20 protein-coding genes, 1 tRNA gene and 1 pseudogene are annotated in these 22795 nt (G+C 60.8%); 14 read left to right on the top strand and 8 right to left on the bottom strand.

Annotated elements, in window-relative coordinates; genetic code table 11:
• Positions 1-6: 6 nt before the first annotated feature.
• Positions 7-726, top strand: a complete 720-nt coding sequence (locus tag B0B13_RS05890; RefSeq protein WP_076784959.1) for a DUF2968 domain-containing protein — start codon at positions 7-9, stop codon at positions 724-726.
• Between the two features lie 111 nt (positions 727-837).
• Here the strand turns inward: B0B13_RS05890 and B0B13_RS05895 are convergent, their stop codons facing one another.
• On the bottom strand, positions 838-1992 hold the full coding sequence (locus B0B13_RS05895) for an AI-2E family transporter (protein WP_237573865.1): 1155 nt from the start codon (positions 1990-1992) through the stop codon (positions 838-840).
• Positions 1993-2221: 229 nt separating this feature from the next.
• Between B0B13_RS05895 and B0B13_RS19145 the strand changes: the two are divergent.
• From B0B13_RS19145 to B0B13_RS05910, 3 genes and pseudogenes are all read left to right on the top strand, one after another.
• Positions 2222-2391 (top strand): annotated as a pseudogene (locus B0B13_RS19145) (MFS transporter); the annotation flags it as partial.
• Between the two features lie 175 nt (positions 2392-2566).
• Positions 2567-2923, top strand: a complete 357-nt coding sequence (locus B0B13_RS05905) for a chemotaxis protein (protein WP_076797180.1) — start codon at positions 2567-2569, stop codon at positions 2921-2923.
• A 183-nt stretch (positions 2924-3106) separates the two neighbouring features.
• Positions 3107-3643: a DUF4142 domain-containing protein gene (locus tag B0B13_RS05910; protein WP_076784957.1), complete on the top strand. Its 537-nt coding sequence runs from the start codon at positions 3107-3109 to the stop codon at positions 3641-3643.
• 179 nt (positions 3644-3822) lie between these two features.
• On the opposite strand, the gene B0B13_RS05915 is transcribed toward B0B13_RS05910, so the two are convergent.
• A complete protein-coding gene (locus B0B13_RS05915) occupies positions 3823-4689 on the bottom strand; it encodes a MipA/OmpV family protein (protein WP_076794986.1) in 867 nt (288 codons plus the stop codon).
• A 447-nt stretch (positions 4690-5136) separates the two neighbouring features.
• Between B0B13_RS05915 and B0B13_RS05925 the strand changes: the two genes are divergently transcribed.
• Together B0B13_RS05925 and B0B13_RS05930 are read left to right on the top strand one after the other, a co-directional pair.
• Positions 5137-5646 carry a ferritin-like domain-containing protein gene (locus B0B13_RS05925; protein WP_076787150.1) on the top strand — a complete coding sequence of 170 codons (510 nt, stop codon included), beginning with the start codon at positions 5137-5139 and terminating at the stop codon, positions 5644-5646.
• Positions 5647-5677: 31 nt separating this feature from the next.
• The gene (locus B0B13_RS05930) at positions 5678-5935 is read left to right on the top strand and encodes a hypothetical protein (protein ID WP_076794990.1); all 258 of its coding nucleotides are present in this window, start codon (positions 5678-5680) and stop codon (positions 5933-5935) included.
• A 175-nt stretch (positions 5936-6110) separates the two neighbouring features.
• Here the strand turns inward: B0B13_RS05930 and B0B13_RS05935 are convergent, their stop codons facing one another.
• Positions 6111-6269: a CBS domain-containing protein gene (locus B0B13_RS05935; protein ID WP_083703654.1), complete on the bottom strand. Its 159-nt coding sequence runs from the start codon at positions 6267-6269 to the stop codon at positions 6111-6113.
• 566 nt (positions 6270-6835) lie between these two features.
• Here B0B13_RS05935 and B0B13_RS05940 point away from each other — a divergent pair.
• On the top strand, positions 6836-8278 hold the full coding sequence (locus B0B13_RS05940; RefSeq protein ID WP_076794992.1) for an oxygen-independent coproporphyrinogen III oxidase: 1443 nt from the start codon (positions 6836-6838) through the stop codon (positions 8276-8278).
• A gap of 70 nt (positions 8279-8348) precedes the next feature.
• Here the strand turns inward: B0B13_RS05940 and B0B13_RS19975 are convergent, their stop codons facing one another.
• Positions 8349-8657, bottom strand: a complete 309-nt coding sequence (locus B0B13_RS19975; protein ID WP_139337340.1) for a hypothetical protein — start codon at positions 8655-8657, stop codon at positions 8349-8351.
• 258 nt (positions 8658-8915) lie between these two features.
• On the opposite strand from B0B13_RS19975, the gene B0B13_RS05955 reads away from it, so the two are divergent.
• The 6 genes from B0B13_RS05955 (at position 8916) to rpiA (ending at position 15053) form a co-directional block, all read left to right on the top strand.
• A tRNA-Leu gene (locus tag B0B13_RS05955) sits at positions 8916-9000 on the top strand.
• 301 nt (positions 9001-9301) lie between these two features.
• Positions 9302-11776, top strand: coding sequence for a ribonuclease R (gene rnr / locus B0B13_RS05960; RefSeq protein WP_076794996.1), 2475 nt, complete (start codon positions 9302-9304; stop codon positions 11774-11776).
• 142 nt (positions 11777-11918) lie between these two features.
• Positions 11919-12668: a 23S rRNA (guanosine(2251)-2'-O)-methyltransferase RlmB gene (gene rlmB, locus B0B13_RS05965; RefSeq protein ID WP_076794998.1), complete on the top strand. Its 750-nt coding sequence runs from the start codon at positions 11919-11921 to the stop codon at positions 12666-12668.
• Positions 12669-13173: 505 nt separating this feature from the next.
• Entirely contained in the window at positions 13174-13959 is a 786-nt protein-coding gene (locus B0B13_RS05970) for a hypothetical protein (RefSeq protein ID WP_139337342.1), read from the top strand.
• A 56-nt stretch (positions 13960-14015) separates the two neighbouring features.
• Positions 14016-14291 carry a hypothetical protein gene (locus tag B0B13_RS05975; RefSeq protein ID WP_139337343.1) on the top strand — a complete coding sequence of 92 codons (276 nt, stop codon included), beginning with the start codon at positions 14016-14018 and terminating at the stop codon, positions 14289-14291.
• A 63-nt stretch (positions 14292-14354) separates the two neighbouring features.
• Complete coding sequence (gene rpiA, locus B0B13_RS05980) at positions 14355-15053, top strand: ribose-5-phosphate isomerase RpiA (RefSeq protein WP_076795004.1); 699 nt, start codon at positions 14355-14357, stop codon at positions 15051-15053.
• Between the two features lie 110 nt (positions 15054-15163).
• On the opposite strand, the gene B0B13_RS05985 is transcribed toward rpiA, so the two are convergent.
• Positions 15164-17152 carry an ATP-binding cassette domain-containing protein gene (locus B0B13_RS05985; RefSeq protein WP_076795006.1) on the bottom strand — a complete coding sequence of 663 codons (1989 nt, stop codon included), beginning with the start codon at positions 17150-17152 and terminating at the stop codon, positions 15164-15166.
• Between the two features lie 142 nt (positions 17153-17294).
• Between B0B13_RS05985 and B0B13_RS05990 the strand changes: the two genes are divergently transcribed.
• On the top strand, positions 17295-17774 hold the full coding sequence (locus tag B0B13_RS05990) for a glutathione peroxidase (protein WP_076795008.1): 480 nt from the start codon (positions 17295-17297) through the stop codon (positions 17772-17774).
• Positions 17775-18038: 264 nt separating this feature from the next.
• On the opposite strand, the gene B0B13_RS05995 is transcribed toward B0B13_RS05990, so the two are convergent.
• The 3 genes from B0B13_RS05995 to prmB all read right to left on the bottom strand — a co-directional run bounded on the left by B0B13_RS05995 (position 18039) and on the right by prmB (position 22690).
• A complete protein-coding gene (locus B0B13_RS05995) occupies positions 18039-19250 on the bottom strand; it encodes a porin (protein ID WP_076795011.1) in 1212 nt (403 codons plus the stop codon).
• A gap of 910 nt (positions 19251-20160) precedes the next feature.
• On the bottom strand, positions 20161-21606 hold the full coding sequence (cls, locus tag B0B13_RS06005; protein ID WP_076795016.1) for a cardiolipin synthase: 1446 nt from the start codon (positions 21604-21606) through the stop codon (positions 20161-20163).
• A 190-nt stretch (positions 21607-21796) separates the two neighbouring features.
• Positions 21797-22690: a 50S ribosomal protein L3 N(5)-glutamine methyltransferase gene (prmB, locus tag B0B13_RS06010; RefSeq protein ID WP_076797181.1), complete on the bottom strand. Its 894-nt coding sequence runs from the start codon at positions 22688-22690 to the stop codon at positions 21797-21799.
• Positions 22691-22795: the final 105 nt, after the last annotated feature.

A 22795-nucleotide genomic window follows, 5' to 3' on the forward strand; every position in this document is an offset into this window, starting at 1 on the left:
AAACAAATGAATCAATTACCACGAGCAAGGGGTAGGGTGCTGACGGCGGTTGCCGCGGCCATCGTCAGTCAAGCAGCGACCGCGTGGGCCGGTGCGCCGTCACAGGAGACGGCCAGTAACGTCGCTATCACGCAGGAACCGGCTGCCAACGTTGTGTTGCCCGGCGCGGTGGCGCCCAGCGCCCCAACGGCTGACGAGGCGCACAATTCAACCGGCGGCAATGTCGCGGAATTGCAACGGTTGATCCACGCTTCGGCGTTGACCGAATTCCGCACGGCCTATAACGGCAGCTACGGTGCGAGCCTGCTGTTCTACGGCAAGGAGATGACCTATTACATTGCATTGTTCCAACAAAAAAACTTTTGGCGTGTGATCAAGACGCAAGACTCGGTCCGAGCCGAAGCCATCTATGCGGATTTAGTACGGCAGACCGTGCAACTGTCCGATATCGAAATTCGTCGTGCGCGGCTGGAGGCGCAGAAGGCATTCACCGACCGCATGATCGCGCTGTCGCGTGATCGAGCTGTGCGGCTGCAGGCAGACCTGAACGTGGCACGCGCGCAGGAGGCGGAAGTCACGACTCGCCAGAAACAGACCGCGGCGCAGGCGCAGGCACTGGGCGAGCAGAAAGCTGCTGCGCAAACGCAGCTGCGCGAGTTGCAGCGGCATATCCGTGACTTGCAACGTCAGACCGAAGCCGGCTTGCCGCGCTCGAAGCCCCGCTGAGCGGCGTGCCTGCCGCTACGTGACTGAGCTTCGCGCAGGCGATCGAGCGCACGGCGCTCGACACCGCGGGCAGCGGCAGTTGAACGCCGCGTATACGCATCGCTGGGTCGTTCACGCATCGCTGGACAAGTCCTTGTGCCGCGGTGTCCGACGCCGCCGCCGCGCGCCGTTGCGCGGCGGCGGCATCGCGCCATCGACAGCGGAGGGCGGATGGGTCTCGTCGCGCGCAATGAGCACTGAAATGTCCCAACACGCGATGAACAGCGCGGCAATCAATGGGCCGATGACAAAGCCGTTGATGCCGAACGTGGCCATGCCACCGACCGTGGAGATCAGCACGACCCAGTCAGGCAGCTTGGTGTCCTTGCCCACCAGGATGGGGCGCAGGAGGTTGTCCACGCCACCGATCACCAGTGAGCAGAACAAAACGAGCACGATCGCCTTCCACAACGGACCGGCCAGCAGGAAATAGATCGCAGCCGGTCCCCAGACCAGCGCCGAGCCGATCGCCGGCAGCAGTGACAGGAACGCCATCAACGTGCCCCACAGTAGCGAGCCGCTGATGCCGAGGATGAAGAAAATCAGGCCGCCGAGCAGGCCCTGCACCGCGGCCACCGCGATATTGCCCTTGACCGTCGCGCGCACCACGGTAGTGAACTTGCTGAGCAGCTTTTGCTTGTGCGAGTCGGCCAGCGGCACCGCTTCACGGATACGCAACGAGATGGCGCCGCCGTCGCGTAGCAGGAAAAACACCATATACAGCATGATGCCAAAGCCAACGGCGAACTGCAGCGTATTTTGGCCGATTTCGACCGCCTGCGCGGCCACGAATTGACTGATGCGGGCGGCCCCTTCGGTCAGCCTGGCTTGCAGGCTTTGCATGTCGGCCAAGCCGACGTCGTTCAGCCAGTGCTGCGCAAACGCGGGCAGCGCGCCGACCGCCTTTTGGAAATACAGCGTGATGTTCCACTGGCCGGTTTTAATTTGCTCGTAGGCGAATGAGACTTCCTGCACGAGCGTGCCAATCATCAGGCTCACAGGCAGGATCACGACCAGCACGCACAGGCTTAACGTCGCCAGGGCTGCGAGATTTGGGCGGTTGCCCAGCCGCATCGTCAGCGTGCGCTGTAACGGCTGGAATAGGATGGCCAAAATCGTGCCCCAAAAAATTGCGCCGAAGAACGGCAGCAGGATCCAGATGAGCGCGAACGATACCGCGAACAGTAGGATTTGAAAGCCTCTTTGATTCCGTGTGTCTTTGTTCATCATCCTGATCGGCCGTACCAGACGGGCCGCGCGTAGAGAGTAATGACGCTTGTCAAGCGCTTGTGCAGCGCAATCTTGACATGGTGCGTGCGGCGCGTCATGCGATTGCGCGACGCGGACGCGAAGACCAGCGCGGTAAACGCCATCGACGGGTAGCGGTGATACGGGTGCCGCCGTCCCACCGCCCGCGCCCGACGCCGGTGCGCCTCACTGGCAACGTAACTTATGCGTGTGTGTTTTCGGCTCATTCACGACGATCGTCGCGATGACGCTGTTGCTGCCATTTCTACCATCATTGTATGTTGAGGCGTCGGGGTCCACGGCCATGCCGCCATCGTGCAGTGGTCCGGCGTCGCCTACGGCGCGACATTCCTCAACGCGGCGCTTGTCGCGCCGCTATGTTGATCGGCACATGCGGCCTAATGGCGTTCGGCGCTCCGTGCAATTGGCTCCTGAGCCGCCGTTATAGGACGTTTAGAACCACGTACTGAACGTGCCCAAACTTCGGATGCGCGGCATGGAATGGGGCACGGCGTCTGCTACCGTTGTATGCACACATTGCACGGAGAGCATGATGAACAGCACATTAGATCCCGACAACCATTTGCGGCAACCCCACGTGCCCGGCCATGATATCGAGGCGCTCGGCCCGGGCGATTCTTCGGACACCGGCAGCGACACGGTTGGCGCAAAGCGGTACGACTTCGATCGCGACACGGAGTTGGATAACCATGCGCTTGAAATGGGCATGGTGGAGCAACGCAGCGATACGGATCGGGCTGGCACAGGCGAGCGCGCCGCTGCCGATGGCGATGAGACGATAGAGCCGGATGCAGACGTGCTGCCGGATCGTATTGAGCACGTGCCTTCAAAGGATTCGGCTGACGTTGAAGTGAACAAATCTGCAGATGTCGGTGTACGCGTTCGTTGACATGGCGGCCGCGAGGCCGCGGGTGGCTGCCACGCTGCGCAATAACCCGTGAGCGTCTCAAATGAGGCGCGTGCTGTTGCAGTGGCTTTAGGCGTTGTTGCGGCACGGCACTTGCTACTGTCGTAGCCGAGCCGTGGTGGGGCTACGGCCAGGCTCACTCATGCCACTTTAATTGGAGAATCCATAATGAAGTTAACTACACTCGCTTGTATTGGTGCGCTGGTGCTTACTCCGGTGGTTCATGCTCAAACGCAGGCTGCGTCAACGACGGCCGCGAACCCGCTGTCAAGCGCGGACCGTGACTTCATACAGGCGGCCACGATGTCATCGTCAACCGAGATCGATGCGGGGAAGATGGCGCATAAGAATACGAGTAACCCAGACGTTAGATCCTTTGCGCGCCACATGATCGCCGATCATATGAGGTTGACGGTGCAGCTGAAAGCGGTGGCACCTCATGGTGTGGAAGTGCCTAAGGACAACTCCGACATTGCGCTACTCGAGTCACTTAAGCCGTTGACGGGCTCGGACTTCGACCATGCGTACGTGCGTAAAGTGGGTCTGGAGGCGCACCGCCAAGCCATCGCCGCATTTGAGAAAGAGGCCAAGGAGGGGGAAAATCCGTCGTTGAAAGAAGCAGCGCTAAAAGCTCTGCCCACCCTCAGAGAGCATTACTTGATGTCGCAGAAGCTTGCACAAAAGTTGGGGGTTGCCGAGTAAGCTGCGACGCAGGCCAGCCTGTGCCCGTACGGTAACGGGCGCAGGCCCGGCGCGACAGACTCGGTGTGTGTAGCGGCGGCTGCTGAGCCGTTACCGTCGGTTATTGCATGGTTATTGCGCGCCGCTGCAAGCGCGCATCGGCTTATCTGGCGAGATCGAGGCGTTAGGAGACCGCGTCGTTAGAACTGGTAGTTAATCGACACGTCGCAGACGCCGTTAAGCCGAGATCGTGTGAGCGGACTGTCCACTGTGCTTCCCAGCATACGCTTGAAGGCGCCATCGGCGCTGACGAACCAATGTTTATTTACGAAGTAAACCATCGTGATGCCGAAGCCCGCCGACTTCAGTCCGGCGCTTGCGTCATAGCGGCGATATCCGGAGCGCACGGCCTGATCGGCAGTGACGCCGAACCAGCTATTCATGTACTTCGAGTCTGCAAACGTCGCGGACGGACCCGCGAACCAATAGAACTTTTCTGAACTCCCCGGTAGGGGCATGTAGGTGCCCAGATCGAACGTCCAACCGTTCGAGCCGCCAAAGCTGCGTGTGGCTACGCCCCGGAGCGTCAGCGGAAACGCTTTTGAGACCACGTACTCGGCGGCGATTTTCATGTCTGGTGCCGGGTTGATGTTATCCAGACCAGCCAGCCGCGATGGGTCGTCGTGCGCGCGCCGGCCAAGATCGTATGCTGCCGCGACGCTCACGCGCCAATTCGGACCGCGCAGCACATTGACGCCGATGCCTTCGCCGGTCGATAAGAACGCAAGGTCGCGGTAGCGCACGTCCACGCTGGGGCCGACTAACGGGCGATACCGATTTTCACCCTCATAGCGCGGCGCAAATGTCGAGCCAATGCCGATCCTCGCTTGCCACTCTGGAATGGAGGACATGTACAGTTTTTGTAGTGGAACACCAGCCGAATACTGCCATTCGCCCAGCGGCGACGGGGTTTGCGCCTGCGTCGGCGCAGTGTAAATCGTCAAGGCCATTGCGGCTGCGGCAAACAGGATGGCATCCCGTCGCAGTGAGCCGCGAACGCAACGCATTGAGCAGGGTTGTTGCTTCGCATTGCAGATGTCAAGCGCCATTGAATCTCCGATTGTTAAGCGGACGAGCGAGGTAAGCACATACTGTGCCAGTTGGACGCAGGGCCGTCCCGTCCCTGTATTGCGTTGCAGCCTCGCTGGGGTACCGCCATGTGCAGTTTGCGGCGAAGACTGGATGCGGCAACGACAGCGCAGTGTAGTGAAAAATTTGCCGTCATGGGGCGTTGTCTCGCGCCAGGCCACATGCGCGCTTACCTGGCTTCTCGGGCCGGCACTGGTTGATTGCGCACCGTATTATTGCCAGAACGAGTCGATCGCGATGGGCGGCCTGTATCGGATGCCACGCAGAGGCCACTGCGTCCTGCCGGGTATGACGGTTGCGCACACCGATGTGCCGCGCATGTCGCGCGGCGCGCTATACGGTGCGGTACCGGCGAGGAAAACATGATGACGAGCCCACGCGAACATATGATTGATTGGTTGAAGGATGCCTATGCGATGGAGCAGCATGCGGAGTCGATGCTCAAGGCGCAAGCGTCGAGGCTAGAACATTATCCCAAGCTCAAACAGCGCATCGAGCAGCACATTGACGAGACGCTGTCCCAGCAAAAGCTGCTCGAACAGTGCTTGGACCGGCTGGGCAGCAGCCCATCGACGATCAAGAACCTTGCCGCCCGGGCTGCCGCGTTTGGGCAGGCGCTCGGTGGGATGACCGTCACCGATGAGGTAGTCAAGGGCAGCATGGCCAGTTATGTGTTCGAGCACATTGAAATTGCCGCGTACACGGCATTGATTGCGGCCGCCCGCGTGGCCGGAGACGCGGAGACGCAACGTTGCTGCGAGCAAATCCTGCCGCAGGAGGTCGAGATGGCACGCTGGCTGCATGACAACTTACCGGACGTCGTGACCGCCTACCTGGCTCGTTCCGCGGGCGAGCGCGACGACGCCAAGCGTTGACGCTTGCTACGGGCACCCAAGGAACCCACTCATGGACAGGGCCAGCAGCTCGCCGAGCCGGCGCGGCTTCATCCGGATGCTCGCCTCCTATGGCGCACCAGCCGCCGCCGGCGCGCTGGCGACAGCGGCGGGCCGCACGCTCGGCGCAGCGCCGCAACACGGCGGCGTGCTGTGTTGCACCACGGGCACTAGCGGGTACGGTACGCAGTGGTCCTCGACGGCGTTGACGCCGGGGATGTTCTGCGCGGCGACGCGCATCGCCCTGATTTCGTCATCGCGCCCTTGCTAGCCCCACAGGTGAACGATCCCGTTGCACACGAGGGTATTGTGCTTTGCAAACGTCCACTTGCGGTCCGCCAACTCACCCCTCAACCTCGCGCGCAATTTCGCGTCGCTTGCCGATGCGCCCGGTGGCGACGTATCTTTCGATGCTGTTCATCCGGGCGTAGTTCGCTGCGATGCCATTACTCCGCCTCGCTGAGTATGCCGACCAGCACGCTCGCGTCGTCAACCACCGGCGCGCCGCCGATAGGGTGCTCAACTAACATCTTGGCGGCATCGCGCACCGTCATGGCAGGCGTCACGGTAATGACGCCCGTAGTCATCATGTCGATGGCTTTCATGGTCGTGTTCTCTCAAAGGTCGTGTCCTCTCAAAGGTCGTGTCCTCTCAAAAAAGAACCAAATTGCAAAAGAATCAGATTGCCACGGATAGCTTGTCAGCTGGCGCGGGCGGTTGAGTTGATCGAAATCAAGCCTCGCCTTGAGGCGGCGCGTCGGTGTGCGACGTGTGATTGATTTCAGTCAAGGGCCCGGGCGCGGATTGAGGCGATCATTGATACGCGGAACGAATACTTGTGTTTGCGTCGTGTGCTTGGATGGCTGGTTACCGCAATGCTTATTGATTTGCATCATGGCGCACCGGCACGCGATACGCGGTGCTGCGCTTGTCGAGGTTGCGGCTTTGTGCGATGGGCATCCGGCGAGCCAGCCTGCCGGGCGGCGAACCAGTTCACGAGGCGTATGCCAGAGGGAAAAATGAGTTATTTGACGTGGATGATCGGTGTGGGTGCGGCGCTGTGCGCGGGCTTTGCCAGTGCGATGTGGTTCGAGACGAATCGGGGTTCGATGCGCACCCCCTGTCCCGGGCGAATTGCGCCGACGGAGGAGTCGAAAAGGAGAACAGGATCTTGAAGGGGCGCACGAGCGACGCGATGCTTGGTGAGGCGGACCCGCACACGCTACGCCGTTACGCGACCTATCCGGAGCGCGGGTGGTTCGTCGGCGCGTTCGACGAAGCGGCGCTGGCGGCTTGCTACGCCAGTGTGTCGCCCATCAGCGGCACCGGCTTGATCGACGGGGCGGGGACGGACAAGGCGCATATCGCGCTGTCGGTTGTCATACCGGCGCTTGCCCCCGGTAATGCCGCCTATCTGGCGTTTGCGCGCCGCATCGACGACGACATCGCGTTTCACCGGCAATGGGACCCGGCGCGATCCGGCGTCGCGGAGTTGCACTGGAGCGGCGAACTCGGCTTGCTCGGGGCAAGCGGCACCGCGCGGCTCGTTGCGTTGCTGCGGCAGCGGTTCACGTTCGCGCGCGATGCCCGCTGGTCGGTCTCGCTCGATTGGCGTGCCGCACACGACGAGACGTTACTCGACACGTTGATATTGAGCGGCTTCGCGCATCTCGAACTGCGCGGCGGCGCAGCGCCGATGCAGCGGCTTGACGGCATTGGTGGGGGCATGCGGTCGTCGGCGCTATCCCCGAACGTGGGCGAGCAGGGGCCAATGGACGCCGAGCAGTGGCGTTTGCCCGAGCTCGTCGCGCTGGCCCGCACACACGGTTTTGCATCCGTAGGAGCGGTGCTCGAGTACGGTGCAGGTCCATGCGGCCCGCGCGGCATCGCGCCGGGCGCGCCGCAATCGCCGGGCACGCTCCAGACGCTCGATGCATTGATCGCCGCGCGTGCCACGCGGATCCGTCTGCAAACGCGTTGCACACGCGCCGATGTGCTCGCCGAGCGAGTGGCGCTGGTCGAGCGGCTGCATGCGTGCGGCTACGTGCAATTGGGTATCGACGATTACGCGCAGCGCGACGATCCGTTGGTGTCGGCGCAGCGGTTTGGCCGTCTCGTGTGCAAGCCGTTCGGTTTGTCCTCGCGTGCGACGCAATGTGTCGTGCCGCTCGGGCCGGGGGCGATCGGCGCCACCGCCGACGCCTATTTTCAGCACCTGGAGGAAGTCCCGTCCGTCCCCGTGCGTTCTATCGCAGGGCGCAAAGTCTACGCGCCCGGCTTGCGCGGATGGCGCTTGTCGGCCGACGACGCGATCCGTCGCACGGTCATCCAGTCGCTGGCCACCAATTTTTTCATTGACCGGCAGGCGATCGAACTGGCGCACAACATTGAGTTTTCCGACTATTTCGCTAACGAGATCCGCGTGCTGTGCCGCTGCGCGAATGCCGGCCTGCTGTCATTAGAGGACAATTTCATCGAGACGACCGAGGCAGGGCGCTTGCGTTTGGGCAATTTATGCGGCATTTTTGACCGTTATCAACACCTGCACCATACGTGGCTGCGTTCACTGGCCGGCACGGCCCGCACGCTTGAGCCATTGCTTGCAGTGCGTTGAGTGCAGCATCTCATGTCGGGGAGGGGGGGCTGGACGCGACGCGCGCTGGTTTCAGTGCCGGTGGCTGGTTTCAGTGCGGAGATGCACGGGCTATCCGCTCGGTTGGCGTCGGCGCATCCACTTCGACGCTGAGCCAGCGAAATGCGTCGCGGGCGCACACTGGCTGCGCGCGTTCGTCGATGCCAGCAGTGAAGACCAATGCGTCGAGTCCGCCTAGCGCTGCGTACAGTGAGCCGGTCTCTCGCACGATCTGATAGATGAATAGGTCGATCGCATGGGCAGCCCGCAGATCGAGGCTGACTTGCAGTGGCCCGTATGCCGCTGGACATGCCCGATACGCCCACAGCCCGGAGCGGGCGTACGTGCGATCAACGGCAATCCTATCTTGCTGCGGCCATTGGCCGAGAGATGGCTGTGGCCGGCGCGGGCCGAGCGGCCCGCGTCACCCGTTTCGCTCGGCGTCCACGCGAATGACCCGATCACTGACGAGTGGCTCCATACAACACCCAAAAACCGGACACACTACGTGCTATAGACTCGGACAATTCATGCGCTCACGACAATTTTTTATGTAATTGTTGACACTATGGAGACAGATCAGCATAATAGCGTTCTTCGCTGATTACGCAGCAAAGCCGCCCAGGTGGCGGAATTGGTAGACGCACTAGTTTCAGGTACTAGCGGGTAACTCCGTGGAGGTTCGAGTCCTCTCCTGGGCACCAACGGTTGCGCTGTCGTGATACGACGAAGTGGTACGAAAAACCCCGTAAAATAAAGATTTTACGGGGTTTTTTGTCTTTTCAGCCGGCCAGCGGTAAGCCGGTGGTTCACCCGTGTCAACGTGCGCGCTGTCCGCCGCGCCGGCGCACCAAGCGCATCAGCCCTGCATCGGCCAAACCCGGTGTTAGAATCATTCTCCAGTGAGTTGGCCGGCGCCACTGTGCATCGGTCGGGCAGTGACGATGCGTGACACGCCAATCCGTGCGTCGCGCGCATTCACGATAACCATTCATCGACAAGGCTTTGAGCAAATACCCGTATCCGATTCCTAGCCGCGAAGAAATTCTCGGCGTATTGCGCACGACCGAACAGCCGCTTGCCGGCAATGACATTGCCGAAGCACTCGCGATCAAGCGCCAGGAGCGCGAAGGGTTTTTCAAGCGCCTCGGCGCGATGGAGCGCGATGGCCAGATCAAGCTCGACAAGCGTGGCTATTACCAGCTCACGCATCCGTCGAACTTTGTCGCCGGTCGCGTTCAGGGCCATCGCGACGGCTACGGCTTCCTGATTCGCGATGACGCCGGTGTCGACCTATTCCTGTCCAATGCAGAGATGCAGAAGGTCATGCACAACGACCGGGTGCTTGCGCGCGTGACGGGTTATGACCGGCGCGGCCGTCCGGAGGCCCACATTGTTGAAGTCACCGAGCGGGCGAACAAGCGAATCATCGGCCGGTTGCTGAACGAGAACGGTGCATGGATCGTTGCGCCGGAGGACAAGCGGATCGGCCATGACATCCTTGTGACGCAGACGGGCAAGGTCAAGCCCAAGTCCGGCCAGGTCGTCTCGATCGAGTTAACAGACTTCCCGAGCCGTCATTCGCAGCCGGTCGGCAAGATCGTCGAGGTGCTGGGCGACATCGACGATCCTGGCATGGAAATCGAGATCGCCGTGCGCAAGTATGGCGTGCCCCACCAGTTCTCGGACGCGGCGCTCGCGCAGGCGGCCAAGCTGCCCGACGAGGTGCGCACAGCGGATCTGCGCCAGCGCGTGGACTTGCGTGATGTGCCGCTCGTGACGATCGACGGCGAGGACGCGCGCGATTTCGACGACGCGGTCTATTGCGAGCCAATCCGGATTGGCCGGCAGAACGGCTTTCGCTTGCTGGTCGCGATCGCCGATGTGTCCCACTACGTCACCGATGGCGATGGCCTCGATCATGACGCGCTTGAGCGTAGCACGTCGGTGTATTTCCCGCGCCGCGTGATCCCGATGCTGCCCGAGAAACTGTCAAATGGGCTGTGTTCGCTGAACCCGGACGTGGACCGTTGCACGCTTGTCTGCGACATGGTGATCAATTCGCGTGGCGACATCAAGGCATACCAGTTCTATCCGGCTGTGATGCATTCGGCCGCACGGCTCACGTACACTGAGGTGGCGGCCATCTTATCGAACACGAAGGGGCCCGAGGCGGCGCAGCGCGGCGCGTTGCTGCCGCACCTGCAGCACTTGCACGGCGTGTTCAAGACGTTACTGCAGGCGCGCGAGAAGCGCGGCGCGATCGAGTTCGATACAACCGAGACCTATATTGTGTGCAACGCCCAGGGCAAGATCGAGCAGATCCTGCCGCGGCAGCGCAACGACGCGCACAAGCTGATTGAAGAGTGCATGCTGGCCGCCAATGTGTGCGCGGCCGATTTTCTCAAGCGCAACAAGCATCCGGGGCTGTATCGGATCCATGCGGGGCCGACCGAGGAGAAGCTGGCGAACCTTCGGACCTTCCTGCGCGGTTTCGGGCTGACGTTGGGCGGCGGCGACAAGCCGCATGCAAGTGACTACGCGGCCTTGATGAAGCAGGTGCGGGAGCGTCCGGACGCATCGATGCTGCAAACGATGCTGTTGCGCTCGATGCAACAGGCGGTCTACAGTCCCGACAATATCGGGCACTTCGGCCTCGCCTATGACGCTTATGCGCATTTCACCAGTCCGATCCGTCGCTATCCGGATCTACTTACGCACCGGGCGATTCGTGCGATCCTGGCCGGCAAGAAATATCAGCCGCAACTTTGCGGCGACGTCGTGCTCAGCACTTCGCTGGCGCCTCAAGCACGTGCGTTGCAGCGAGAGGGCGAGCGCATGCATACAGGGGACCGTTCGCACGATGCTATCTGGGAGGAACTCAGCCTGCATTGTTCGGCCAACGAGCGGCGCGCGGATGAGGCCTCGCGCGATGTCGAAGCGTGGCTCAAGTGCTATTTCATGCGAGACAAGCTGGGCGAGGAATACGGCGGGATGATCAGCAGCGTGACGCCGTTTGGTATTTTCGTGCAATTGGATTCGCTGTTCATCGAAGGTTTGGTCCATGTCACCGAACTGGGCGCTGACTACTTCCAATACGACGAAATCAAGAATGAGTTGCGTGGCGAGCGCACCGGGATCCGCTTCCGTCTGTCCGAGCGTGTGCGTGTGCAAGTGAGCCGTGTCGATCTGGACGCGCGCAAGATCCACTTTCGGCTGGTGCGGGAGGTGTCGGCCAAGCCGGGGGCGCGTGCCGGCGTACGCGGCATACCGGCGACCGGTGGCGCTGCGGTCAACGCTAACGGGCAGGAGCCGCGCGTGCGCTCGCTCGTGGCATCCGATGGCGGTTCGCATGTGAAGCAGGCGGCGTCTGCGCCAAGTCCCCACGTCAAAGAGGCGCGCGCCGCCCGCGCCGCGGCGAAGAAACGTTCATCGGCCGGCACGGCCGCCAATGGCCGCACGCGCAGCAAGAAGCGATAGATAGATCGGGACGCAAGGCCGTCACAATACGGCGAATCGATGAAGGCACCGTAGTCGGCGCATTGGCTACGCGCTCGGCTCCGAGGCGCGATGCTGTGGACTGGCATCGCGTGCGCCGCACTTTTTTTTGAAAGCAGCGTTTATGGCACGTTTAAAGGTTCTATACGGATTCCATGCGGTTACGGCGCGCTTGCGTCATGATTCGTCCAGTATCGAAGAGATCTTGTACGATCCGACGCGGCGCGATCGCCGCATGCAGGATTTCCTGCAACTGGTGCAATCATCTGGGGTTCGATTGATTGCCGCCGAGGATGCACGGTTGCATGGCTTGGCCGGTACGCATCGGCACCAGGGTGTCGTCGCGCGCGCGACGGATCTACCGCTTGCGCAAAACTTGGCCGAGCTGCTCGACGCGCTGCCCGGGCCCGCGCTGTTGCTGGTGCTCGACGGGGTCACCGACCCGCATAATCTCGGCGCATGCTTGCGTGTGGCCGATGCGGCCGGCGCGCATGCGGTGATCGCGCCGCGTGATCGCGCGGTCGGACTGAATTCGACCGCTGCGAAGGTAGCCAGCGGCGCGGCCGAGACCGTGCCGTACATCACGGTAACCAACCTTGCCCGTACGCTGCGCGAGTTGAAGGACGCCGGCGTCTGGGTGATCGGCACGGCTGGCGACGCTCCGCGCAGCCTGTACGAGACCGCGCTTGATGGTCCAGTCGCACTGGTCATGGGCGCCGAAGGGGAGGGCATGCGCAGGTTAACGCGCGAGACGTGTGACGACTTGGTGTACATCCCGATGATGGGTAGTGTCGACAGCCTAAATGTATCGGTTGCCAGCGGCATTGGCTTGTTTGAGGCGGTCAGGCAGCGCAATCCCATTAAAAATCGATGATTTGCAGTGTGTATTGCGGCTTTGTTTTGAGGCTGCGAATGCGTGCGCATAGGTGCACTATCTGTTTGCCGTTTTATGCTTGTGTACGCTATCAGGTAATGTCGAGTTCCTAGTTGACACAACCCCATTCTTCGCTCGCGGCTGGGAGGCTCGCTGACAGTGTTGCAAGCCGCGTCTGCGTGCCGCACGCCTGGCGCGAGTGAAGCAAAAGAGACGGGGCCAGTCATAACGGCGGACACTAGGGGCCGAAGGGCAAAGTATTTCTGCGCTGTGTCGCTTATGTCGAGTTCCCTATCCTTCTTTTTCTAAAGATCTCCTATTTTACGTCAATCCGACTGCTTCTGCCGATTACCACAATGTAAAGACGGATGTAGCCATTTGGGCAAACTGCGAACGATGTTAAGCTTATTGAGGGCCGGGTGTAAGTTGGTACCTTTCCTTTCAATCAGGCTATGAAGTGTGCTATGAAAGGGGATTTACGCAGTATGGACAACGGAGATAATCATTGACCAAGTGCAATAAATTACTTGCTATTGCTGCTTTAATTGTGGCTTTTACGCAATACGGTTGTGGAGGGGGGAGTGGCAATATATCCAGTCCTGTAACGGACGTGCAGGGGTTATACGAGGGTGTAACCGACAAGGATCAGAAACTATCCGCTTTGATTCTTGATGATGGTTCATTTTATGCATTTTACTGGAGCGAGGGCGACTTGGAGCCCGGCGGGCTACTCATGGGCAATGTGAAAGCCTCGGGCGGCACGTTGTCATCGTCGGATGTGATCGACTATGACCTGACGCGTTCGAAAACACAGAAAGTTGCTATTTCTGCAACCTACGCGCCAAAGGATTGGTTGAATGGTACATCGGTCTATCCGGATGCGTGCGACGCAAGCTTTACCTTTACTACCCGATATAATGCGGACTATGAGCGGACGCCCACACTTACCACGATAGCAGGCGCTTACACAGGCACGACCCAAGGGTTACATACGAGTAGTGCTACTGAGGTTTCCGTTGAGACTGACGGTTCTATAGCGTTTAATAGCGGCGCGTGCAGGGCGAAAGGAACGATCGCGCCTCGTACTTTTGGGGACGTGTATTCTCTGACATTGAAGTTTGACGAGTCTCCGTCTTGCTCATACTCTAGTCAAACGCTAACAGGTATTGCTGTTGCGGCGCCGGATGACGAGGGGATAGTCAACGAGGGGATACTCATAGTCGCTCGTGCAGCGGATACGTCACATCCGCTGCTGTTTGAGGGAAAAGCACCTAGCAGCGTCCGAAGCTAAAACTCGAAATCGGACTTAACCGACGGGCGGCGTCACACTTGCCGCCCGACTACATCATGCGGCCGATGACAGCGGATCCCGCTGATTGGGCGCGTCTTCTATTGGCGCTGCATAACGCGGATAGTTCACGTTCGCGGAAACGACCCAGCGGCCAGTTCGGTGCTGCCGACGCACCGTGTACTGTGCGGGTGCTAAACGCGCTTCGGGCCATCGAACTATGCTGCGGTGATGCCGATGCGCAAAGCGAGGCGACTGTGTGCGCACCGCTCGATAACTATCGCGTGATGATCCCGGCCATGACGCTGCCGGCGGCCGGCGACGATATGCATTGAATCGCGCCGCGGCCGCTCGGTTACACTGTTGCGTTCCTTGTATTTTTCTGCCGTATTTTCTAGATGACTCAAGACGAACTCAAACGGCTCGTCGGCCAGGCGGCCGCTGACTATGTGAACGAGCAAGTGCCCGAGGGCGCGGTGATTGGCGTCGGGACCGGCTCGACCGCGAATTGCTTCATCGATGCATTGGCTGGCAGTCGCGAACGGTATCGCGGCGCAGTATCGAGTTCCGTTGCCACGACGAACCGGCTGCTATCGCACGGGTTTCGTGTATTCGAGCTGGGCGAGGTCGAATCGCTGCCGGTGTACGTCGACGGTGCAGACGAAATCGACCCGCATGGCGCGATGATCAAGGGCGGCGGCGGTGCGTTGACACGCGAAAAGATCGTCGCGTCGGTCGCCGACGTATTCGTCTGCATCGCGGACGGCAGCAAGCTGGTGCCCACGCTCGGGGCGTTCCCGCTGCCGATCGAAGTGGTGCCGATGGCGCGTGTGGCGATCGGCCGCCGGATCGCGCAGGCGACCGGCGGCGTGCCGGTGTTGCGGGTGAAACAAGACGGCACGCCGTATATCACCGACAATGGCAATGAGATCATTGACGTCAAGGGGCTCGCCATCGACGGCCCGGTGGCACTTGAGCGCGACGTGAACCAATGGCCCGGCGTCGTGACCGTTGGGCTGTTTGCCGCGCGCGGCGCCGACCTATGTCTGATTGGCACCGAGCGGGGGGTGCAGCGCATCGACTACGCGCGGCGTTGAGCTGGGTTGCGCACCAGTGACGCGGTGCGCCATGCAGGGCGGTAACGCGATGCGAGAGCGGGCACGCGGCGCACGACAGGCGACAACGCGCCGATTGCACAATGTCGCGTTCAGCCGATTTGCTCCAGCGCCTCGTTCAATTCAAGCCATTCGGCCTCGAGCGTGGCAATCTGGTCCGCGACTTCGGCCTGGCGTTTCAATGCGTCGGTCAGCTTCGCCTTTTGCGACGGCTCGTAGCTGGTCGGCGCCGCGATGAGTGCGTCGAGCGACGCCTTCTCGGCGTTTAACGCGTCCATCCGGTGCTCGATCTTGCCGATCTGGTTCTGCAGCGGTTTGCGTAGCTGTGCGCTCTTTTGGCGGGCTTGGGCATCGGCCCGGCGTTGCTCCTTGCGATTGATCAACGTGTCGGCACCGGCGAGGCCGGCCGTGTCGCCGCGCCGCGCCGTGCTGGGGTCGGCTGTTCGCGCATTGGCCTGCGAGCCGGCCCGCTTGACCGCTTCGCGCTGCTCGGCCGCGTGCTGCAGCAGCCAGTCACGATAGTCGTCAAGGTCGCCGTCGAAGGATTGGATTCGATGCTGGGCGACCAGCATGAACTGGTCGGTGGTTGCTCGCAGCAGGTGCCGGTCGTGTGATACTAGGATCAGCGTACCTTCGAATTGGGCCAGCGCCATCGTCAACGCATGGCGTGTCTCAAGGTCCAGATGGTTGGTGGGCTCGTCCAGCAACAGCAGATTCGGGCGTTGCCAGACAATCAACGCAAGGGCAAGACGGGCTTTTTCGCCGCCCGAGAACGGGCGGATCGACGTGGTGGCCATTTCACCGCCGAAGTTGAAGCTGCCCAAAAAGTCGCGCAACTCCTGCTCGCGCGTGTCCGGGGCAAGCCGTGCCAGATGCTGCAGGGGGGTGTCGTCCTCTCGCAACGTCTCGAGCTGGTGCTGTGCGAAGTACCCGATCGTCAATCCTTTTGCGTTGCGTACGACACCCCCGATCGGCGCTAGGGTGCCAGCCAGCGTTTTGATCAATGTCGACTTGCCTTGGCCGTTTGCACCGAGCAAACCAATGCGCTGGCCACTCTGAATCGATATGTTGACGTCGTCGACGATCACAGCCGGCGTGCCGCCGCTGTCCGACGGATAACCGCAGCGAACCTGCTCCATCACGAGCATCGGGTTCGGTGCGGATGCGGGCTCGCGAAACTCGAACGTGAGCGGTGACGACGCGTGCGCCGGCGCGATGCGCTCCATTTTTTCGAGTGCCTTCATCCGGCTTTGTGCTTGCCGAGCTTTCGTGGCCTTGGCTTTGAATCGGTCGATGAAGCTATGCAGATGCGTGATCGTGCGCTGCTGCTTTTCGTATGCGCTTTGTTGTAACGCGAGCTGTTGTGCCCGCTGGACTTCGAATTGACTATAGTTCCCCCCGTAACGCTTGATCTGGCGTTGTTCCAGGTGCAGCGTGACATTGCATACCGAGTCGAGAAATTCCCGGTCGTGCGAAATGACGATCAGCGTGCCCGCATAGCGATGTAGCCAGTCTTCAAGCCATACGATGGCGTCCAGGTCCAGGTGGTTCGTGGGCTCGTCCAGCAGCAGCAGGTCGGAGCGCGACATCAGCGCCTGCGCGAGGTTCAGCCGCATGCGCCAGCCGCCGGAGAAACTGGCGACCGACGCCAGCGTCTGTTCGAGCGTGAAGCCTAAGCCGAGCAATAGCGCTTGTGCGCGCGCTGGGGCCGAATAGCCGTCGACATCCGCCAGTGCCGCATGCGCGAGCGCTTGCTCGGCGCCATTGTCGTCGGCGCACGCTGCGGCGATACGTGCCTCGATGTCGCGCAATTGCGTGTCACCGTCCAACGTGTAGTCGAGCGCGCTGCGCTCGACCGCGGGCGTTTCCTGTGCCACATGCGCGATGCGCCATGAAGGCGGCAGCGCGAGTTCGCCGGCATCCGGCTGCAGTTGACCGCGTAAAAGGGCGAACAGCGTTGACTTGCCCGCGCCATTTGCGCCGATCAGGCCGGCTTTTTCGCCCGGATTCAGCGTGAAGGTTGCTCCTTCGAAAAGCGACTTCGTGCCGCGCGACAGACTGAGTTGGTTGAAGCGGATCACGGCAGGACTATTATGGGAATGCGTGGAAAGTCATTATTGTAGATCGGCCCGGCATCGGACAGTCGTGCATCCGGCCGATGCCGGGCAGTCCGAAGTTGCTCTACACTGCGAGTGTTATCTCGTGTTCGTACAAGGAATCCAGATGAGCCAGCTCTATTCATTTTCCGCGCGCTCGCTGCAGGGCGACGACATTTCCCTGGAGCGCTACCGCGGCAAGGTTCTGCTGATCGTCAACACCGCCAGCGAATGCGGGTTCACGCCCCAATACGCGGGGTTACAGGCCTTATATGAGCGATATGCGGCGCGCGGCCTGGAGATACTGGGCTTTCCGTGTAACCAGTTTGGCAAGCAGGAGCCGGGCGACGCGCAGCAGATCGGCGCATTTTGCGAGAAAAACTACCAGGTCAAGTTCCCGATGTTTGACAAGATCGATGTGAACGGCGCCCATGCGCATCCGCTGTATCGCTATCTGACCGAGGAAGCGCCCGGCGTGCTCGGGACCGAGGCGATCAAGTGGAACTTCACCAAGTTCTTAATCGATCGCGAAGGCAGGCTAATCAAGCGCTATGCGCCTGTCACTAAACCTGACGCGATCGAGCCGGATATCGAGAAGTTGCTTTGACGCGGCTGAACTTGTCAGCCTACGTGTTGGTGCGCCTTCTTGCATTTGTCGGCCGACGCACGTGATGGGAGGGTGACGACGACCGAAGGCTTCTGCCCACTGACTAGCGGATGGCGAGACCATCGGTTGACCGCGTAACGCAGCTTTCTGCGCGGCTGCGTGTCCGCGCGGACACGCAGCCATGTGGGCGCCGCTGCTGCCATTAACGAACAGCTATCAGCGCTTCGAAAAAGCTGTCAGCGCTTTGATGAAGACCGTGACAACTTAGAACCGGTGCACGATCCCCGCGGCGGCGGCAAACTGACTCTGCGATGACGAGGGCGCAGCGTTCATCGCATCGCCGATCGACGCGGTGGCCTTGACTACGCCCGTGGTGCCGTCCGGTGCAACGCTAAACGTATTGCCGCTTGCGCGTTGGTAAGCCTGCACCATGTAGATACCGGTACGCTTTGACAGGCTATAGTACTGTGACAAATTGAACTGATTATACCGTGCTGCGTGCTCGATTCCGTTGGCCTTACTTGCGCGCGCATGGTTGTAGCCGGCAGCGAGATCCCACATCGGGCTCGGCTTCCAGTGCAGCACTACACCCGCCGCATTGAATGTGGCCTGGTTACGGAAATGCGACAGAATACCGGGCACGTACTGTGTGTTCGCATAAGATAGCGAAACATCAAAGTCAGGCGTAAATTTCCACCCGCCTGTCACGCCGACGCGTTGTTGTGCCTGCGCGGTTTGATACCCATAGTTGATCGCCGACACGGGGGGCTTGCCGTTGGAGTTGGTTGCCGATTGCGCATCCCACTCGCCGCCGCCGACAGCGGCGTTATTGACGCGTTGGAATCCCGCAGCGATACCGAACGGTCCGTTGATATATTGCACGCCCGCACTCCACGTCGAACCACGGTACGCACTGCCGGGCACGCCCGCGAATGCATACGATCCTCCGAACTTCAGTCCATTGAGGTTGGGGGACATATAGACAATCGAACTGTTCGTGCGGTACGCTAGATTAAGGGAGCTGATGTCACCCGGGTGCGAGCCGTACGCTGTGAGCCACGTCGTTGGGCTATATGGCGCGAGCAAGGTGTAATAGGCCGTGTACTGGCGGCCCGCTGTCACGGTCCCGAACTCAGGATGTGCCATACCCACGAATGCTTGCCGACCGAACTGAGCGTTTTTTTCGAATAGGGCGTCACCGTTTGCGCCGTTGAAACCGGCTTCCAGCGTGAATAAGGCCTTCAGCCCGCCGCCAAGATCTTCGTCGCCCTTAAAGCCAATGCGGTTGCCTAACCAGACGCCGTGGGCCATTTTGATGGCCGACCGTCCGCCATTGACAGAGCCCGGCGCTGTCTGGCTAGTTTGATAGCCAATTCCGTTGTCCACGGCCCCATATAACGTGACGTTGCTCTGTGCCCAAGCGGCATTCGCGGCAAGGCCACTAAAGGCCACAATGGTCATCGCTCGCTTTTTCATTGGTTCTCCTTTCCTGTGCAGCTGACGCTGGTGGCGCGCTGTGTGTGGCGGTTCGGTTTGGACGGATCAAAGCCGTCAAAACGCAAGCTCGGCGGCAGCCTGTTCCGGACCCGATCACCCGGCAGGGCTGCACGCTACTCTATGTCCGGTCATTCGACGGACCGGGCAACCTTAATGGTAAGTGGCAAAAAGTACGGTGTTTCGCGTGGATGGCTTGTACAAAGCGGAATCTGGCGGACAGTGTACAGCTATTAGGAAAAGATTGCGGTTTGGCAAACACTTTGTGGCCTGACACTAAAGTCATCCGGGACCACGCCGTCAAAGGACGGTAACGTCGGCATTTCGAAGATAGATCCGATGGGTCGATTTGTACGAGCAATGCGATCAAATCCGTAGGCGTTACCATTAATTTGGAGCAGTGAGCATGACGAAGCTAGCATTGAAATTGCCCTTGGCCGCCACGTTTCTACTGTTGATGTTCAGCAGCGCCGTGCATGGATCGGCTCGTTGAACCAGTCGATCCATGCACATGACACGGTGTTGGAGCGCGATGTGCTCAACGAGCGAGAGGTGTCGAACACTTATTTTATATAAAGGTCCAGGTGCCGAAATAAAAGGATGCGTTGCAGTGCAGCAAGACTCTTTAGGCATTGGGCCGGCACTAGTGCGTGTTTGAAGCAGCGGGACATGTCGTCGCCGAGCAATGTACGGCGTCGTTGCGCACTTTGCCGGATGGCGATGCGCGCGATGATCAAGCGGTTCACGGCTGCGCATGCGACGATGGGTCAGGGTCACCATAAAGGCCTGGAGGCGTTCAAATCAGCACACGATGGTTCCGCCGTGAGCGATCGTGTGGTGGCTGGCTTCGATTGCGTACCGGTTACCCGGTCATCGCATCGAGCCCGCGCCGCTATAGAATCGGCGCGAACAGCCGCGCGACGTGCATCGCCATGCGCCGCCACGCCGGCGTGCGCGCGTGTTCGCTGGCTTGGACCGGATCAGACAACGCGAAATCGGCCTCGAGCATGGCCGCGACCTCGGCGGCAAACGTGGAATCGACAGTCAATAGCATGATCTCGAAGTTCAGGCGAAATGACCGATTATCGAGGTTTGCGCTGCCGATCGCGGCGGCGACACAATCGATTAGCACGACCTTTTGGTGAAGGAAGCCGGGGCGATAGCGGAAGACCTGGATGCCCGCCTGCACCATGTCATGGGCGTAAAGCCGGGAGGCTTCGAAAACGACGATATGATCGCGACGCGACGGAATCAGCACGCGCACGTCGACGCCGCGCATCACGGCGAGCCTGAGGGCGGCGAATACGGCCTCATCGGGTATCAAGTAAGGGCTGGTGATCCAGATGCGCTCACGTGCCGCATGGATCGCTGCGACGAAGAACAGCGAGCAGGTTTCCTGGTGGTCGGCCGGACCGCTGGCGATGACTTGACAATGCATGTTGCCACCGCATGGGCGAACGGGTGGCATGGTATGGGGCAGTCGCTGCGTGGCCCAGAACCAATCCTCGACGAACACGAATTCGATTTGCTTCACCACGGGCCCGCGCACTTCAATGTGCGTATCACGCCACGGCGATAACGGTGGTTTGCCGCCCAGGTATTCGATACCGACGTTGTGACCGCCAACGAAGGCGCGTTCGCCATCGACGACGACGATTTTGCGGTGATTGCGGAAATTGAGCTGGAAGCGGTTGACGAAGCGGCGGTTGGTGGCGAACGCATGCACCTGCACGCCACCGGCACGCAGCGCGCTGACGTAGGCCACCGGCAGGTCGATACTGCCGATGCTGTCATACAGCAAATGCACCTGCACCCCTTGCGCCGCCTTAGCCAGCAGCGCATCGCGCAGCATGTCGCCGACTGTATCGGCCCGAATGATGAAGAACTGGACAAGCACGTAGTGACGTGCTGCGTCGATTGCGTCGAGGATCGCCGCAAACGTCGCCTTGCCGTTGACCAGCGTGCGCACGTGGTTGCCGGCCAAAAACGGCATGCGCGCGAGCGACGACAGTGCGGTGATCGTCTGTACGCCCAGCCGATCGACCGGCGCGCTGTCCAGCGCGTCGGATTGCGTGCCGATGTCGCCGACCAGGTCCGAACGTCGCTCCCGGATCGCTTCGTACTCGACGCGTCGCGCGTCGACATAACCCTCGAAACGGCTACGCCCCAGGAAAAGGTACGGAACCAGCGTCAGGTAGGGCACCGCGATGAGCGAAACCGCCCATGCGATCGCACCTTGCGACGTACGCGTGTGGAGAATCGCATGGCAGGCGGCGATGACGCCGAGCATATGCGCACAAGCGACCCATGTACCGAGATGGAGCCAATCTAATTGCATGCGGGAAAGCGAGCCGCTGACGGCTCGCGCAGTGCGGCATGCGTTGCATCTTACCTGTCATGGCTTTTTTTCGGCAGTGCCGATGTGGTGTGCATGCCGCAACGGCGCGTGTCTCGGGGCGATGTGGCGCCGCAGCGTGCGGTTGCGTCTTTTGTTCAGCGGTGCTGTATCATGACAGGGCTGTCTTGCATCATGATTTGCGATGCGGCAGGTCTGCCGCACGCAGCAAGAAGACGCTGTCGTCGCCGGCGTGGGTCGGCAGCCACGTCAGCGGCAGGCTGCCGAACGCGGCTTCGACGTGGTGCCGCTCGTTGCCGATCTCGACGACCAACAGGCCGTCGTCGGTCAGCCAGTCGCGCGCAGCGCCGATGATCCGGCGCACGATGTCCATGCCATCGGAGCCTCCCGCCAGCGCCATGGCCGGTTCATGGCGATATTCGGCGGGCAATGCTTGCATCGACCTCTCGTTGACATAAGGTGGGTTGGCTAAAATTAAATCGTATCGGCGTGGCGGCAGCGGCGCGAACAGGTCGCCTTCGAATAGCGTGATCCGCTCATTCAAGTCGTAGTCATCGACGTTGCGCTGCGCGACCTGCAGCGCGTGTGCTGACAGGTCGACCGCGTCGATCTCGGCGTAGGGGAACGCGTCGGCCGCCATGATCGCAAGGCAGCCAGAGCCGGTGCACAACTCGAGCACCGCGCCTAGTTCGTCAGGCGTGTCGATCCACGGCGACAGCCGCTCGAGTAGCAATTCACCGATGAGCGAACGCGGCACGATCACGCGCTCGTCGACATGGAAGCGATAGCCGTGCAGCCAAGCTTCGTGTGTCAGATAGGCGGCTGGTAACCGCTGCGTGACGCGCCGCTCGATGATGTCGAGTACCACGCCGATTTCGTCGTCCAGCAGACGTGCATCAAGAAATGGGTCCAGCGTGTCGAGCGGCAGGTGCAGCGTATGGAGCACCAGATACGCGGCTTCATCATAAGCGTTTGCGTTGCCGTGGCCGAAGGCCAATTGAGCCTGGTTGAAGCGGGTGACCGCGTAGCGCAGCAAGTCGCGGACGGTCAAAAATGAATGATTCATGGTAAGCGACGGCATGAGCGCCGGGTTGGGCGTTGGCGGGTAGGAAGGGGCGCGGCGGCGTCGGGCCGGGTTGGGGCTGGCGCCGCCACGGCAGCGCCAACCGCC

This window comes from Burkholderia sp. b14, assembly GCF_900156195.1.
Lineage (GTDB): Bacteria > Pseudomonadota > Gammaproteobacteria > Burkholderiales > Burkholderiaceae > Mycetohabitans.